This window comes from Desulfobacterales bacterium, assembly GCA_034003325.1.
GTDB lineage: Bacteria > Desulfobacterota > Desulfobacteria > Desulfobacterales > JAFDDL01 > JAVEYW01.
Genome location: JAVEYW010000016.1, coordinates 82,297 through 99,307, shown reverse-complemented (window position 1 = coordinate 99,307; position 17,011 = coordinate 82,297). Strand labels below are relative to the sequence as shown.

Genomic DNA, 17,011 nt, shown 5'->3' with positions numbered 1-17,011 from the left:
CCCTGACCTTGTTACAAAATATGCGCAGCATGCCAAGGGCGTTTGGTCCGGAGTGCTGATGGCCGTTTGCGGGTCTGTTTGAAATTACCCTTATAGCCGTATGAAAGGAGTTAAATAGAGAAAAGATGGAACCTGCTTTGATTTCACCGGCGAAGGCGTCGATTTTGTTGATTCCTTCCGCTTTGTTTTCCATACTGATTCCGGTCGCCGGAGTCGCGTTGTTAACCTATATTCTGGCGAAACGGATGCCGCCGTTATTCCGGGCCGCCCCGGATTTCAGGTTTGACAACATTCTGCAACGATTGTGGAATATGTATGAATATCCGCACCATCGCATGCCCCGCTATAAGCTTGCCGGTGCGATTCATATTACCACATTGATTTCTTTGATTGTCGTGGCCCTTCAGTTTGCCACCTCGATTTTATCTGGAATTTCGGAAGGCTTTACTTTTCCTGGGTTGGGCGGAAGCCTTGGTGCGGCATACGGCGTGCTTAAGGACATCGGGGAAACCGTGCTGTTCGGTGTTTGCGTGGTGGCCGCCGTTCGACGGGGGGTTTTCAAGCCCGCCCGATATGATGTGCCGGAGCGCTATGGGAAAGATCGTACGGCCGAGGCCGTGGGGTACTCGGTGTTGCTGGCCGGGATTGTTTTGATGGAGATGGTATACCAGGGCAGCCTTACCGCGGCCGGCTGGCAGAAAGAGGTTGCGGCCAATTTCCTGACCCCGGCGACGGCGCCGTGGATTATCGCCGTCATGTTGAACGGCACATCGTTATCTTTTCTTCAGGGCGTTCATATTTTTTCCTATTACGCGTTTTCCCTGCTCCTGTTCGGGTTCATCTGTCTGCTGCCCTTCGGTCGGTTGTTTCACCTGATTACGGCCGCGCCCAATGTGTTTTTCAAGAAGCTGACCAAAGGAACAATAAAGCCCGTGAAGTGGGGGGTTGCAGACGATCAGGTCGAGAATCTGGAATCTTTCGGGGTCAAAAAGTTTGAGGATTTCACCTGGAAGCACATGCTCGATTTTTATGCCTGCGCGGACTGTGGCCGTTGCTCGGATCATTGCCCGGCCAACGCCGTGGGCCGGCCGCTTTCGCCGCGGTTTATTTCGATCAAGGGCCGGGAATACATGTTCAAAAATTATCCGTTGAAGGGGGATTTTGAACGAAGTGACACGCCGCTGATCGGCAATGTGTACGAGGAAGATGAGATCTGGTCCTGCACGACCTGTGGTGCGTGTGAGGAAGAGTGCCCCGTCACAATTGAGTATATTGATAAGATTGTGGATTTACGCCGCGGTATGGTGGATGCAGGCATGGTGCCTCAGTCGCTTCAAAAACCGCTCAGTGCGCTTGAAAAGCGCGGCAACCCGTATGGCAAGATGGAAAAGAAACGGGCCGAGTGGACCAAGGAAATCGAAGCGGATGTGCCTGTGAAAGTGGCCGGCGAGGAAGAGGGCATCGAGACCCTTTTCTTTGTAGACAGCGTGACCTCCTATGATGATCAGATCTGCGATATTGCACGCGCCACGGCCCGGGTGCTGCATACGGCGGGTGCCAATTTCGGTATATTGGGAGCCCAGGAAAAGGATTCCGGCAACGAAGTGCGCCGTTTCGGGGAAGAGATGCTGTTCATGAACCTTCGGGAGCAAAACACCGAAGCGATAATGGAAGTCGGCGCCAAGGAAATCGTGACCGCTGATCCGCATGCCTTAAATGCGCTGAAAAAAGATTATAAAGATCTGCCGCCTGTACTGCACATCAGCGAGTTTATCGCTCGTGCCCTCAAGGAAGGCAAACTGAAACTCAAGAGCGAATCGACGGGCAAAGTTTACACCTATCATGACCCGTGCTACCTGGGACGGCATAATCTCATCTATGACATTCCCAGGGACGTGCTGGATGCCATTCCGGGTCTTAAACGCGTGGAAATGGAAAAATACCGGGACCGTTCCTTTTGCTGCGGCGGCGGCGGGTTGATGCTGTTTTATGAGCCGATTGAAGAAACTCGTATGGGTAGCTTGCGGGTAGCCATGGCCAAAGCAGCAGGGGCGGACGTCATTGTGACGGCATGCCCGTTTTGCATGATCAATATTGCCGATGCCATCAAAACCAGCGGCCTGGAAGGCAAGATGGAAGTGATCGACCTGGTGCAATTGGTGAACAACCACCTATAGCCGGATATGTAACGAATTGACTGTGGGCGCCTCACCCCGGCCGGGTTGTTCCGGAACGCCATGAAGGACTTGGCATGAGGGAAAACGCCTCATATTGTCTTGAACACTTAAGAATGTGGGAGGAACATTTATGGAAATCTTAGTATGCGTCAAGCGAGTACCGGATACCTCGGAAAATGAAATAGCGGTGAACGCGAGCGGATCCGATATTCAGCGCGATGACCTGGTTTATTCGGTCAACGAGTGGGACAACTACGCAGTGGAAGAAGCCATTCAGATTCGCGACAATGTCGGCGGTTCTGTCACCGTCGTGACCGTGGGGGATGATGAGGCCGACGAGGTATTGCGTCGAGAAATGGCCATGGGTGCAGATAACGGTATTCACTGTAACGACAATGCCTTTGAAGGTTCCGATGGAAAAGGTGTCGCCACGATTCTCAAAGGGGTGGTGGAAAAAGGTAAATATGATCTTATTCTGACCGGTGCTCAGGCGGATGACGGCGCGGGCCAGGTGGGCGGCATGCTGGCCGCGATGTTGAATGTACCGTATGCCTCTCTGGTCAGCTCGGTGGAAGTGCTGAATGATAAGAAACTCAAGGTGGGACGGGAAGTTGCCGGCGGAAACCAGGAGATGAATGAGATTGATCTGCCTTGCGTGCTCTCGATTCAGACCGGTATCAATGAACCGCGCTATGTGGGGATTCGCGGAATTCGCAAAGTGGCTTCCGTGGACATTCCGGTAAAGGGAGCGGCGGATCTGGGCCTTTCCGCCGGTGCCGTTGGCGCGGCCGGTGCCAAAGTCAAACGGATCGATTATTTTGTCCCCCAGATGGGAGATGGCGCTGAAATTCTTGAAGGAAGCATGGAAGAGATCGCCACGAAACTGGTTGAACTCTTAAAAGCCAAAGGAGGGATCAAGTAATGGCGAAACAATTTTTTGCTTATATTACCTATAATAACGGCAAAGTGGATGACTCGGCGTTGGAATTGCTGGCGGCGGCCAAAAAAATGGATGCCGGTGCGGCGGTAACGGCGGTGCTGACCGGTAATGGCGGAGATCTGGATGCAGTGTGCAAGGAAGCAGCCGGAGCATTTGCCGAGGTATGGAAAATTGATAATGCGGCGCTGGCCGATCGCAATGGCGCAGTGGTTCAAAAAGCGCTTGCCAACCTGCTGCCTGCGGGTTCCATCGTGCTGATTCCCCATGAGCACCTGGGGATGGATGTGGCGCCGGGCCTATCCGTCAACATGAATGCCACCTACGTTGCCGATGTGGTCGGCGTGGACAGCCTGGATGGCGACACGCTTAAACTGGTTCGCCAGGAATACAGCGGCCAGGTAAGCACCCATGTGGCCTGCGATGTGTCGGCCGGCGCGGTCATTACCATTCGGCCCGGCAGCTTTGTGGCGGCGGAAGCCGCGGGCGGTGGTCAGGTGGTTGATAAATCGGGGGCTGCAGGGGATTTGACTGTTGGCCGCAAATTTATCGAAATGGTTGAAGCCGAAAAGGGAGATGTTGATATTACGGCGTCCGAGATTCTCGTGGCGGTCGGCCGCGGGGTTGAAGATGAGGAGAACCTTGAAATCGTTAATGAGCTGGCCAAGGCTATGGGCGGCGATGTCTGCTGTTCGCGACCCATCGTGGACGCCAAGTGGCTTGATAAGTCCCGGCAGGTGGGAACCAGCGGTCTGACGGTCAAGCCCAAGGTTTACCTGGCCCTCGGCATCAGCGGCTCTTTTCAGCATGTGGGCGGTATCAAGGGTAATCCCTACATCGTCGCCGTCAATAAAAACGCCAAGGCCCCGATCTTCCAGATCGCCGATGTGGGTGTGGTTCAAAATTTACTGGAATTTGTTCCCGAATTGACGGAAAAAGTCAAAGAACTTAAATAAGCGCTTGATTCATTAAGTTATTAAATAAAAAAAGGCCTGCTTTGATCCTTTTGGAACGGGGTGGGCCTTTTTGTTTTTCATGTTGACTGATGCGATGGGTTTCTCCGTCAGCGAGCGGTTCTTCGATATTTTTTCCTGCCGTGACCGGGTGTGGGTTCCTGCTTCGAACCCTATGTAATTTGGTCGGATTGTTTCAGTTCAGGGGGCGTGATCCTTTTTTTAGCATTGATTGTGCCGGCCAACTGGTTTAAAAAAAGCGACAGTTCACACCGAATGGTGTTTCCCTGTTTGCCCGATTCAAGACCGAACCGGGAAATAGTCCTATCAAACACGATTCCTGAAAGATGGAACATGTCATACCAGCTTATACTCCGCAGATTTTCAAAGAAAGCCAATCTTTCGAAGATACGGGCTATTTTCAGCCGGGGGATTTACCTGCCCGAACAGAAGATAAAGCAGTTGATGCTCGACCAGCCCCGGATTATTTGCAACATCACCAACGAAAAAGAGGGGGAAATTCTTCAGTCAAGCCTGGACGAACTGGGGTGTATCACTGAGATAGAGCCGATCGTGGTGGACGAGGAATGCCATGTCAGTATGCCGCAAAAGAATTTTGCTATCTTAAGAAAAGAGATGAGCAAAGCCTTGCGAAGCAGAACCTGTCTCGGCCTTTTCTGGATGCATCCGATACCCGAAAATCCGGAGGAATCGCTGCCATCGATGTTGGGTGATTTTTTGTATTTATTCAGTGCGTATTTTCGTGAAAGCGATACCGTGATCGGTATGGACGAAAACCAGCTATTACTGATAGGGTTTACCACGGATCGAAAAGGCGCTGCATTCGTTCAGAACAAGATTCACCAGGCATTTCGGGAATTGCTGACCGTACCCTATACGGTCAAAATCGGATGCGCCATTTTCCCGGATGAGGGCCGAACCCTTCCCCAATTATTTTTGCAGGCGCAACCAAAGCGGTGTGTCAGCGATGCGGTCGGGCGAATTGACATTCGTTCGGCACCAAAAGGCCAGCTGCCCGTCGGCGTCATCGGTGCCAGTGACCAGGGAAGAATTGATACGATTCAGATGTATTTCACACGCGCCAGAGGTCGTTTTATCAAGCGGCTTCTCGGGTTGGACGCCAAGGCGTTGTGGCACGGCCTTAGCAAATTGACCAGAAAGCAGCAGGTAGATTTTTTATACCGCCTTCCGTTTGACTACAAGCTGGCTCCGGCAATCGAGAAGATCATTAATTCAAATCCGAAGGTTGCACCCGACACGCGGTTGGAAAAACACTTGGCGGAAGTGATTGTTTCCATGGGCCTGGAAGAAAACCTGGCTGACCGGAAAAGAAACGCCAATAGTATTGTCTTAAAACTGAAGGCGGTTGAGTCGCTGCCGGTTTTGCCCGGCATCGCGGTCAAGCTGTTTAACATTCTTTCGGATCCGGAAGCGATGGTGGGCGCACTGGCAAAGGTGATCGAAACGGATACCGCTCTGACGCTGCGGTTGTTGAAAATTGTCAATTCGGCCTTTTACGGATTTGCAAGAAAGATTGATACGGTCAAGGAAGCGGTGATTATCCTCGGAACCGACGAGATAAAGAATCTCGCCTTTGGCATATCGGCTGCCAAAACATTTCAGAACATCCATTTTAAAGGCATGACAACTCCCCATGCCCTGTGGCGCCATGCGATCGGTACCGCCATTATCGCCGAGACCCTGGGGCGAAGGATACCGGAATGCAAAAACATGGGCGCGTTTACTGCCGGATTGCTGCACGACACGGGAAAAATTTTTTTAATGGAACAGTTTCCAAAATTATACAATGACGTCTATGCTACGGCGATAAAACATAAGATTCCCGTTGTTGAAGCGGAAGAAGAAAAATATGAACTCAATCACGCGATGATCGGCAAAATCATTGCGACCCGCTGGAATTTACCGGAGAGCCTATCTCAGGCCATTTTATGTCATCACCAACCCATGGCGTCTTCCGAGGCCATGTTTCCGGCGGCTGTCGTAGGGCTTTCAGACTATCTTTACCACCAGGTGACGGCGTTATCGGCGCCTGCCGAAGAAATGGTGCCGCCCCCCTGTCTAACCTTCGGTCAATTTACGGTGTTGAAAAGACTTTTCCGAGATATGAGCATAGCGTCTCTTGACGCTATCACCCGGGAAATGAAGACGCTTTTGGAGGACAACAATGATCTTTTCACGATTTCATAGCGGAGCACGTTAACATGGCTTCCAAAAAGCAAACGGATACAGCGTTGCTCGCCCGGTTAACCCGGGAGCGGGATGTATATAAATTTCAGGTCGCGAAAATGCAGGCCGGGTATGAGGAAAAGATAAAAGAGTTGTCCATCATCAAGGAACTCGGTGAAATGCTGAGATTTATCAATGATCTGGATACCAAGGCCTTTTGGGAAAATCAATTGTCCGTCCTGGTGCGGCATTTGTCTTTTGAAAATGCGACGTTGATGCTCTTGAATCAGGGGAGTCAACTGCTTGAGGAAGTGGCTTTTTCCGGAAAACCGGAGCGATCGGAGAGCCTTCGAAAACAGGAGACGGAGGCGACTCAACAGGCTTTTTTAACCAAGCAGCCCGTGGTGGTTTCAGGTATTCCGGCTTCCGCGGGCAGGGTTGCTTTTGATACTGTTGAGGCCGCTTTGGCTTGCCTGCCGATATTGCATAATAAGGGGTGTATCGGCGTTCTTAAGTTGCATCGAAAGGAAGCCAGCGGTTTTGAGCCGAACTTGCTTCGCTTTTTAAATCTTGTCGCGGATGGCTTTGCCACCGGCATTATTCTGGCGCGAATTTATCGCCAACTGGTCAATGAAGAAACGCAGCGGATAACGCTCAGCCGGTTTTTCCCGGCTCAGGTGAAGGAAAAAATTCTGAACACGAAGGAAAACCTTCGGCTTGGTGGAGAGCGAAAGTATGTGACCATCCTTTTTGCGGATTTACAGGGTTTTACCTCCATGTCTGAAAAAATAGACCACGAGCAGGTTGTGAATATCCTTAATGCCTATTTTTCCAGAATGACCCCGATTATTTTCAGCCATAACGGAACATTGGATAAATTAATGGGGGACGGCATGCTTGCGGTTTTCGGCGCGCCGTTGAGCCATGAGGATGATCCTTACCGCGCCGTACAAACCGCGATTGAAATGGTTAAGGCCTTGCAGGGGCTTAACAAGGCGCATCGGCACAAGGGGTGGCCCGAGTTAAAGCTGACCGTCGGTATCAATGCCGGGGAGGTGGTGGCCGGATACATCGGCTCGGAAGAGCATATGAACTATACGGTTATCGGCGATACGGTCAACGTGGCGCAACGGATTCAATCAATTGCCGAATCGAACCAGATTCTGATGAGTGGTTCGGTTCGGAATTTAATCGGGGACGGGCGGTGCGAGATAGCGGATTTAAAAGGTCTTAACCAGCTTGCGAGCCGAAAGCTTAAAGGCAAGGAAAATGAAATCGATATTTACGAGGTCCAGATAGACGCAGTTGACTAATCCGGTTTCATGCACAACCCCATCAGATGTCCATATCGTATTCCTTCAGTTTCCGGTAAAGGGTTTTGCGCCCGATCCCCAACGCCTCAGCCGCTCGGGAACGGCTGCCGTGGCAATAGGCAAGAACCTTGGCGATATGCGCCTTTTCCAGCGTTTTTAATTGAAGAAAAGGATAATTCGTTGACGTGCTCGGGGTGTTGTCCACCATTTCCTTCGGCAGGTATTTATCAGTAATCAAATCCCCGTCCGAAAGAATCATGGCCCGTTCCATGACGTTTTGAAGTTCTCGAACATTTCCGGGCCAGTCGTAGCTCAGCAAACACTGCATGGCACGGTCGGAAATTTTAAAATGAGTACCCGTGGTCGAGAGTCTGCCGAGAAAATATTCTACGATGGCCGGAATATCCTCCTGCCGTTCCCTTAACGGCGGCAGGTGAATGGTAAACACATTCAGGCGGTAATACAGCGCCTGACTGAAGCGACCGGATTCAACGGCTTGCTTCAAATTCTGGTTGGTGGCAAAGATAAAGCGAATATCCACTTTTTTTTCGTCTTTATCTCCAACACGCCGAAATGTTTGGGTTTCAAGTGCCCGAAGCAATGCACTTTGAACCTCCATAGAAAGCTCCCCGATTTCATCCAGAAAGAGACTGCCCTTATGTGCGATGGAGAGCAGTCCTTCATGGGCGGCGTCGGCACCGGTAAAAGCCCCTTTTCGGTGTCCGAAAAGCTCGCTTCTCATCAGCTCCCTTTGCAAGGTGCCGCAATTTTTGGTGATCAGCGGTTGTTCCCGACGCAGACTCAGTGAATGGATGCGCTGGGCCACCACGTTTTTTCCGGTACCGCTTTCACCGGTGATCAAAACCGGCACATGGGTGGGCGCCACTTTGTCGATCAGATGCCGAACGGTCGCCATGCCCTCCGAGTGTCCGATGAGTTTCCGGTGGGGTTGGGCGGATTGGAATTGTCGTAATTGTCTGTTTTCCCGGTACAGGCAGACACGCTGGTACGCCTTTTCAATGACCAACTCCAGCCGGTCCAGGCTGAAGGGTTTGGTGATGAAATCATAAGCCCCCATTTTCATGGCCTGCACCGCGCTGTCGATATCGCCATAGCCCGTAATGATGATGATCTGGATTTCCGCGCGCATTTCCTGAAACTGAGCCATAAGATCAAGCCCGTTTCCATCCGGCAGGCTCATATCCAGTATGACCACGTCAAAGGCTTCTTTTTTGAATGCATGAAGCGCGTCTTGTGCCGTACCGGCGGTTATGATTCGGCGATGGCCGGCAGCCAGTTCCTTTTCGGCAAGCCTTCGAATGGACTGCTCATCGTCCACCATGAGAACTTGTATCGGGTCTGTCTGCGAGTGCATCATGTCAAGGCGCTCCCTGAGGAATGGGAAGCCGGACCGTGAACACGGCGCCCTTGCCCAATTTGCTTTTCACGCGAATCTCCCCGCCGTGTTGTTGAATGATGTTATAACAAGTGGAAAGACCGATGCCGATGCCCTTGCCGACAGGCTTGGTTGTAAAAAACGGTTCAAATAATTTCGGTTTATCTTCATCGGAAATGCCGCATCCGGTGTCTTCAAGTGACAGGAACACCCTATTTTCTTTGTCAAATCCGCTACGGATGAGGATTTGGCCTTTTTCCCGCGTGGCATCCATGGCATTGAGCATCAGATTCAATATCACCTGTTCAAGTTCCGCAGCGACTCCCTTTACTTCCGGAAGGGCCTCGTTCAATGCCAGCACCACATAATCCCGGGAAAATTTCTTTAATTGGCGGTTTAACAACCGCAACACCACCTTCACCAGATCGTTAATATCGACGGGTGAAAATTCGGTGTTTTTCCGGGGACTGAAGGTTAATAAGCCCTGCACGATGTCCCGGCAACGATTGCATTCGGTCAGAATGACGTTGATATTTTCCTGAAAATCTTCGCGAATATCCTTGCCTTGCGCCGTGCAAAATTCAAGTTTTGCGATGCGTCGTTTAAGCCCTTCGGCGAATCCGCTGATGGCCGCCAGGGGATTGTTGATTTCGTGGGCGACACCGGCTGCCAGAAGCCCGATGGTCGCCATCTTTTCAGCATGATAAAATTTTGCCTGAAACGCTTTTTCGAGGGTGACATCGCGTTTGACGATAATGATATCTGTTGGTATCTGGTTCGCGTCTCTGAGCGGGGAGGCCGTGATTTCAAACTGTCGGTTTTGCTCACCCACGCGGATGATGGCGGTTTGACGGATAATACGGTTCTCTTGCCTTGCCAGGACCAGCGGGCACTCCTTGCAGGGGGATGAGCCGTTGCGGAATATCTGGTAGCAGGTCTTGTCGGCCGGATGGGAATGGGGAAAAATACCATGGTAGCTGTGGTTGACCGCCCGGACTGTAAAATCAAGGGAGACTAACGCAATAACATCCCCGATGCCGTCCAGAATGGCCTGGACTTGCTGCCGTTCGCGGTTCAGGGCCAGGTTTGAGGCTCGGAGCTGACTTATTTTCTCTTGCACTTCCTTGAAAAAGCCGAGCTTGGTATGGCCGATGCCGATCAAATCTTCGATATTGGGTAAGTCTTTCATTACCAGGAAGCCTTACAGAGGCCCAGCAGATCCTCCCACGAAGCGGGCCGGGGGTTTGTCAGCAGACAGGTGTCATGGGTTGCCATTTGGCAAACCGGTTCCAGTGCCGACGGGTCCGAAACAATTTCCCGCAATCGGGTCGAAACATTCAGGGATTTGCAATAGGTCTCGAGCCGTTCAATGCCGGAAAGCGCGGTTTGCGCGTCACTGCGCAACCGTTTTCCCAGAATGATTTCGCCGATGTCCGCCAGTTTTTGCTCGCAGGCGGGCAAATTATAGCGCATGACATGCGGCAGCAATACCGGGTGGATCAATCCGTGGACGATATCGAGTTTTCCCCCCAGGGAATGGGCCAGGGCATGAAGCATTCCCAGGCTGGCGTTGCTAAACGCCATGGCTGCGAAGGTCGCGGCATGGCTGAGTTTTTCCAATGCCTCCGGGGAGCGGGTTTCCAGCGCTACCGGAAGCCAGGCCAATATCAGGTCGATAGCCTTTAAAGAATGAATTTCGGTCAGGCTGTTGGCAATGAGTGACACATAGCTTTCTACGGCATGCGCCAGTGCATCGATGGCCGAAGCGATCATCAACCGTTTCGGCTTTGTTTCGAGTAAACCGGGGTCGATGATGGAAATATTGGGCACCAGGGTGCGGCTGATAATGGACATTTTGACGTGCCGTTGCATATCATTGATAATGGCGAACTGGGAAATGTCCGCGCCGCTGCCGGCCGTGGAAGGAATAAATACCATGGGTGCCAGCGGTTGTTGAATGCGATTGGCGCCCTCGTAATCATGGACGCGACCACCATTGCTGGCCACCAGTGCAATGCCCTTGGCTGCGTCCATGGGGCTGCCGCCGCCCAGTGCCATGACCACGTCACACCCGTGGGTTTGATACAGCCTGGCCCCCCGGCTGACCTGATAATCCCTCGGGTTGGCGACCACATCGCCGTAATAGACCCATTCCAGGTTTTCCCGCTTCAGAATATCGAAAAGCTGTTGTACCCAGCCCGCTTTTTCCAGACCGGCATCGCTGACGAGAAATATCTTTTCCCCACCGAGTTGGCGGGCGCACTGCGCGGCAAGTGCCAGGCTTCCCCTGCCGAATAGGATTTCGGGTATCGAGAATTTTCTGACGTCCATGCTTCTGTATAGAAGTTGCATGTATTTATTGTCAAGATTACTTTATTTTCAATGGATTATGCTTGATAATGATTACCTGTGACCTCGGGTGGTTACCTCTACCCCAACCGTATCAAGCTGACCCAAGTGCGCGAACGAATGGGTCATGCTGACCCGACCCGCGGTCGGTATCATTGCCCGCATCGGCCGACTGCTCCATGATAACGCTGAAAAAACAGGACGGTATTAATCTGATAATATACTGAATTCAAATTATAATATTGTTTTTCACCCAAAATATTTTTTCTCCTGTCCTTGGGGTTGGCCCCAATCTTGCTTTTTGTTCCGGCTATAGGGGTGGCAATATGGCGGGTAGATAATCATTCACCATCTCATAACTTGTGCTCCTCCCAAATCGGGTGGGCACTTTAAAAAGGGGGACGTTATGGCGACAGGAGAACAAGTATTCGGTTTTTTTATTCCGACGGTTACCTTGATGGGCATCGGCGCGCACAAGGAAATCGGAAAACAGGTCAAAACGCTGGGCGGCACCAACCCCTTTATCTGCACGGATAAAGGGATTATGGCGGCCGGTATCGGGGCGCAGATCATCGATGTGATCAAAAAGGAAGTGGGGGTAACCCCGGTGGTTTTCGAGGACACCCATCCCAATCCCACGGACAACAACGTCCATGCCGGGCTGGCGTTGTATCAAGAGCATGGCTGTGATCTCATTATTTCTCTGGGGGGTGGCAGTTCCCATGATTGCGGCAAGGGGATTGGCATTGTCGCCACCAACGGCGGCAACATTCGGGATTATGAAGGCGTGGATCGCTCCACTCGCCCCATGCCCCCATTTATCGCCGTCAACACCACGGCCGGTACGGCCAGTGAAATGACGCGGTTTTGCATCATTACCGATACGAGTCGAAAGGTGAAAATGGCGATTGTGGACTGGCGGGTGACCCCGAATGTCGCCATTGATGACCCGTTGCTGATGAAGGGCATGCCGCCGGGGTTGACTGCGGCCACCGGCATGGATGCGCTGACCCATGCCGTGGAGGCTTATGTGTCCACCATTGCCACGCCGGTGACCGATGCCTGTGCGCTGAAAGCGATCGAACTGATCGCGAAATACCTGCGAGCGGCGGTGGCGCACGGCGGCGATATGGAGGCGCGGGACAAGATGTGTTACGCGCAGTATCTGGCGGGCATGGCCTTTAACAACGCAAGTTTGGGACATGTTCATGCCATGGCGCACCAGTTAGGCGGCTTTTACGATCTGCCCCACGGGGTTTGCAATGCCATTTTGCTTCCCCATGTGCAACGCTATAATATGATCGCCAAGGTAGACCGGTTTGTGGATATCGCCAAAGCCATGGGCGAAAAAGTAGAAGGGTTCTCCGCCAGGGCGGCGGCGGAAAAGGCCCTCGAGGCCATTCAGACCCTTTCCAAGGATGTCGGAATACCCGGTGGTCTTGAGGAATTGGGCGTGCTGGAAAAAGACCTGCTCATTATGGCGGAAAATGCGCAAAAAGACGCCTGCGGTTTGACCAATCCCCGGTGCCCCACGTTATCTGATGTGATTCAGATTTACAAAAACGCTTTATAACCCGGCCTTGGTTGCAGCCGGTTAATGGGGCCTGTGAAGGCAGGCCCCTCAATCCTTATTCGCACAGCTCAAACAAGGCCGCAGCCCCCATGCCCATGCCGATGCACATGGACTCAACCCCGTATTTTACCCCTTTTTGCTTCATATTGGACAGCAAGGTCGCGCACAGCTTGGCGCCCGTGCATCCGAGCGGATGACCCAGCGCGATGGCGCCGCCGTGAAGGTTGACCTTGGCGGAATCGATGCCCAGCTCCCGAATGCAGTAAAGTGCCTGTGAGGCAAAGGCCTCGTTGATTTCAAACAGGCCGATATCTTCTATCTTCAAACCGACCTGATCCAGCAGCTTGGGAATGGCGTATCTTGGCCCAACCCCCATTTCGTCGGGGTTGCACCCGATGGTGGTGTAGCCTTTGAGTGTTGCGATCGGCTTGAGCCCGAATTGAGTTACCTTCGCTTCACTCATCATCAGGGTGGCGGCCGCGCCGTCCGTCATTTGAGAGGCGTTTCCCGCAGTGACCGTGCCGCCCGAGGCAAAGGCGGGTTTTAATGCGGCCAGCCGTTCCCGGGTCGTATCGGCCCGAACCCCGTCGTCCACGGATTGAAGAACCGTCTCTTTTTTAAAGGGGCCGGTTTCCGTGGCCGTAAACCGGGTGGCGGGTGTGGGAATCAGCTCGGTAAAAAGATGATTCTGTTGTGCGTGGGCCGCCTTCATCTGGGATTCATAGGCGAACGCATCCTGAGCTTCTCGTGAAATTCCATACCGCTTGGCCACGTTTTCGGCCGTGAGCCCCATGGACATATACAGATCCGCTCGCTTTTGGGAAAATTCCGGATGTGGTCTCGGTGCGAGCCCGCCGATGGGAATATAGGACATGGACTCGATACCCCCTCCGATCACGATGTCCGACCAGCCCGCCATAACCCGAAGGGCGGCCAGCGCAATGGCTTCCAGGCCGGAGGCGCAAAAGCGGTTAACGGTGGCCCCTGAGACCTGGTTCGGGAAACCGGCGATCTGCGCGGCCAGCCGGCCGATATTCATTCCCTGCTCGGCTTCCGGAAAGGCGCAGCCCACCATGATGTCTTCCACATCCGCGAGGGCCGGCCCGGCCGCTTTCTCCACGACGGCGCTCAAAATGAAGGAAAGTAAGTCTTCCGGGCGGGTGTCTTTAAACGCTCCCTTTACCTGCTTGCACCCCGGGGTCCGTACCGATGTCACAATATAGGCGTCTCTCATGACGGTATCCTCCCTATTCGCTTAGTTTCGCAGCGATTTTCCAGTTTTCAGCATGTGCTCGATGCGTTGGTGGGTTCTGGTTTCCTTCAGGAAATCAAGGAAGGCTTCTTCTTCCAGTTTCAGAATGACGTCTTCGTGAATCTCGCTGCCCGAGCGGACATTTCCGCCGCCGATCACATAGGCGATGCGACGGGCGAGAAACGCGTCATACTCCGTCACGAAACCAGCGCGCAGCATATCGAAGAGTTGAACGTTCACCATGCCCTGAATGGCCTCTCCCGCAACCCGTATAGGCCTTTTAATTGGCGGCGCGTATCCGTCGCTCACCATTCGAAGGACTTCCTTTTTGGCCTCTCCGATCAGATGGTCCCGATTAAAGACGATTCGGTCCGTTGGCCCGAGAAAGCCATTGGCGCGGGCATCGGCTGCGGAGGTGGAGACGGTGGCCGTGGTGATTTGCATCAAGGCGGGGACTGCGAATTTGGTTAAATCCGTATCCGTCACTTTTTCGGGCAGGCTGTGGTAATACTTTTTCCACAGGTTCAGGCACCCACCGCCGGCCGGAATCAGTCCCACGCCGATTTCCACCAGGCCCATGTATAGTTCGGTATGGGCCACGATTCGGTCGGCCCCCAGGCACACTTCGCATCCGCCGCCAAGCGCCATGCCATACGGGGCCGCCACTACCGGAAAGGCGCCATATCGGCTGCGTTGTGCGATATTCTGAAGCCGTCGAATCATGTGCGTGATGTCGGCGAATTTTCCCGCCAGTGCAGCCATGGCAAGCGTCATCAGATCCGCGCCAGCGGAAAAGGCTCCCGGCGTGCCGCCGGCCTGGTTTCCGATCACCAGGCCCACGCCGTTTTCTTCCGTGTAATCCAGCGCGTCATGCATAAATTCGATCAACTCCCCGTTCAGGGCATTCATCTTCGTATGAAACTCGCAGCAAAAGACGCCGTCACCCAGATCAATGAGAGAGGCGGACGCGCAGCTTCGGGCGGTTTTTCCCGCCGCTTTCAGCGGGAATAATGAAAGGGCCTCTTTGGCAGCCGGTACCTTTTTGTATGCTCCGGAAGCAAAATCGAAATAGAACATCACGCCGTTTTCAGTTTTGTAAAAGGTCTCATTTCCACCCGCGAGCATTTGCTTCACCGTATCCGGCACGGCCAACCCTTCTTTTTCCATTTTCCGCACCGACGCCGCCACGCCGATGGCATCCCAGGCTTCAAAGGGTCCCAGCATGAAATTATACCCCCATTTCATGGCGTTATCGATTTCAACGATTGTGCCGGCAATTTCGGGTATTCGGCGGGCGGCATAGATCAGTGATCCGGCCAGAACGCGCCAGGCAAACCGGGCGCCCTTATCGCCGCCGTAAACGACGGCCTTTATTTTGTCCGCCAGTAATGCCGCCTTTTTGGCGGCGAGAAGACACGGGAACTCCGGCTTTTCAACGGCTTCATAGATCAGGGTGTTTGGGTTGACGACCAGGGCGATTTTCCGGCCATCCGGCCCTTTTTCCGTTTTATAGAATCCGCCCCCGGTTTTGTTGCCGAGCATCTTTTGGGCGATCATTTTTTGAATGAATTCCGGCAGCGAAAAAGAGGCGCGCGCCTCATCATCGGGGAGCAGCGCATAGGCGTTTTGGCAGACGTGGCCCAGAACATCGAGCCCCACGAGATCGGCGGTCTTGAAGGTGGCGGTTTTGGGGCGCCCGAGTACCGGGCCCAGCAGGGCGTCCGCTTCGGGAATGGTGAGCCCTTCTTCGGCCATCAGGTGAAAGGCACTGGTGACGCCCTGAACGCCGATGCGGTTTCCGACGAAATTCGGCGTGTCCTTGGCCCGCACAATCCCTTTGCCCAGTCGGTGTTCGCCGAAATTGGAGATGAACTGAAGAACCTCGGCGCGCGTTTCTTTTCCCGGAATGATTTCCAGAAGATGCATGTAGCGCACCGGATTGAAAAAGTGGGTGCCCAGAAAGTGCTGTTTAAACGCCTTTCCGAGTCCCTTTGTCATGGCCGCCAACGGAATTCCGGAGGTGTTGGTGGAAACAATGGCGCCGGGTTTTTTAACCGCTTCAATCCGCTTTAGCAGCGCCCGCTTTATTTTAAGGTTTTCCACCACGACTTCGATGATCCAGTCGCAGGCGGCCAACTTATCAAAATCGTCTTCCAGGTTGCCGATGGTGATCCGTTCGATATCCCGTGGGTGCATCAAGACGGGCGGCTTGGCCGCAAGCAGGTTGTCCAGGCCGGTCTTCACGATTTTGTTTCTGGCTTTCGGGTCCGATTTTTCTTCTGCTTTCAAATCAAAGGGAACGATATCGAGAAGCAAGGTTTGAATTCCCGCATCGGCCAGCAGTGCCGCGATGCCGCCGCCCATGGCGCCGGAGCCGATTACGGCCGCCTGGTTGATTTTTCTCATCATCGCAATCTCCGTTTGGGTTGGTTGAGTTCTGTTTCAGCCCTGAAATGGTATCATCATACGTGCGTCGGGCAAATTATGCAATTTGATTGCATCATGAACAAATTATAATCAATGATTATCAATAAGATAGCATATTGTATGCACCATCGAACGGGTATGGGGTGTAACGGATTAACCCACTTGCCGAAGAGACACGCCGGCAACCGTGATTCCGTATTTCGGTACGTGCTGGCCGGCGACAGGATTGAAAGCGGCTTGTTGTTATGTCGGCGGGAAAGGAGAATTCCTTTGCGCGCATGCTTCAGCGAATGAAGAAAAAAACGGAAGTAAAAAAATCAATCAAACCAAGGGCGCTGATTAGCTTTTGTTGGGTGCCGTAGCAGCGGAGAGTGTTTTCGAATGGCAAGCGAAAGGGGGCCGGTATTTATCCAGTCCCCCGAACTA

General features: G+C 52.9%; 11 protein-coding genes. 6 read left to right on the top strand and 5 right to left on the bottom strand.

Annotated features, from left to right (window positions below; genetic code table 11):
* Positions 1 to 125 precede the first annotated feature (125 nt).
* From RBT11_16205 to RBT11_16185, 5 genes are all read left to right on the top strand, one after another.
* On the top strand, positions 126 to 2,177 hold the full coding sequence (locus RBT11_16205; GenBank protein ID MDX9788323.1) for a (Fe-S)-binding protein: 2,052 nt from the start codon (positions 126 to 128) through the stop codon (positions 2,175 to 2,177).
* Between the two features lie 130 nt (positions 2,178 to 2,307).
* Entirely contained in the window at positions 2,308 to 3,099 is a 792-nt protein-coding gene (locus RBT11_16200; GenBank protein MDX9788322.1) for an electron transfer flavoprotein subunit beta/FixA family protein, read from the top strand.
* Positions 3,099 to 4,070, top strand: a complete 972-nt coding sequence (locus tag RBT11_16195) for an electron transfer flavoprotein subunit alpha/FixB family protein (GenBank protein MDX9788321.1) — start codon at positions 3,099 to 3,101, stop codon at positions 4,068 to 4,070. Before RBT11_16200 ends, RBT11_16195 begins: the two co-directional genes overlap by 1 nt.
* 351 nt (positions 4,071 to 4,421) lie before the next feature.
* On the top strand, positions 4,422 to 6,296 hold the full coding sequence (locus tag RBT11_16190) for an HDOD domain-containing protein (GenBank protein ID MDX9788320.1): 1,875 nt from the start codon (positions 4,422 to 4,424) through the stop codon (positions 6,294 to 6,296).
* A 14-nt stretch (positions 6,297 to 6,310) separates the two neighbouring features.
* A complete protein-coding gene (locus tag RBT11_16185; protein MDX9788319.1) occupies positions 6,311 to 7,588 on the top strand; it encodes an adenylate/guanylate cyclase domain-containing protein in 1,278 nt (425 codons plus the stop codon).
* Between the two features lie 22 nt (positions 7,589 to 7,610).
* Here RBT11_16185 and RBT11_16180 read toward each other — a convergent pair whose 3' ends face one another.
* From RBT11_16180 to RBT11_16170, 3 genes are read right to left on the bottom strand one after another with little or no spacing between them, the layout of a single operon-like run.
* Complete coding sequence (locus RBT11_16180; GenBank protein MDX9788318.1) at positions 7,611 to 8,966, bottom strand: sigma-54 dependent transcriptional regulator; 1,356 nt, start codon at positions 8,964 to 8,966, stop codon at positions 7,611 to 7,613.
* A 1-nt stretch (position 8,967) separates the two neighbouring features.
* A complete protein-coding gene (locus RBT11_16175; protein ID MDX9788317.1) occupies positions 8,968 to 10,173 on the bottom strand; it encodes an ATP-binding protein in 1,206 nt (401 codons plus the stop codon).
* The gene (locus RBT11_16170) at positions 10,173 to 11,336 is read right to left on the bottom strand and encodes an iron-containing alcohol dehydrogenase (GenBank protein MDX9788316.1); all 1,164 of its coding nucleotides are present in this window, start codon (positions 11,334 to 11,336) and stop codon (positions 10,173 to 10,175) included. The genes RBT11_16175 and RBT11_16170 overlap by 1 nt, the downstream gene beginning before the upstream one ends.
* Before the next feature lie 403 nt (positions 11,337 to 11,739).
* Here RBT11_16170 and RBT11_16165 point away from each other — a divergent pair, with 403 nt between their 5' ends.
* Complete coding sequence (locus tag RBT11_16165; GenBank protein MDX9788315.1) at positions 11,740 to 12,906, top strand: iron-containing alcohol dehydrogenase; 1,167 nt, start codon at positions 11,740 to 11,742, stop codon at positions 12,904 to 12,906.
* A gap of 55 nt (positions 12,907 to 12,961) precedes the next feature.
* On the opposite strand, the gene RBT11_16160 is transcribed toward RBT11_16165, so the two are convergent.
* Positions 12,962 to 14,140, bottom strand: coding sequence for a thiolase family protein (locus tag RBT11_16160; GenBank protein MDX9788314.1), 1,179 nt, complete (start codon positions 14,138 to 14,140; stop codon positions 12,962 to 12,964).
* 21 nt (positions 14,141 to 14,161) lie between these two features.
* Positions 14,162 to 16,567, bottom strand: a complete 2,406-nt coding sequence (locus RBT11_16155) for a 3-hydroxyacyl-CoA dehydrogenase/enoyl-CoA hydratase family protein (protein MDX9788313.1) — start codon at positions 16,565 to 16,567, stop codon at positions 14,162 to 14,164.
* Between the last annotated feature and the right edge of the window lie 444 nt (positions 16,568 to 17,011).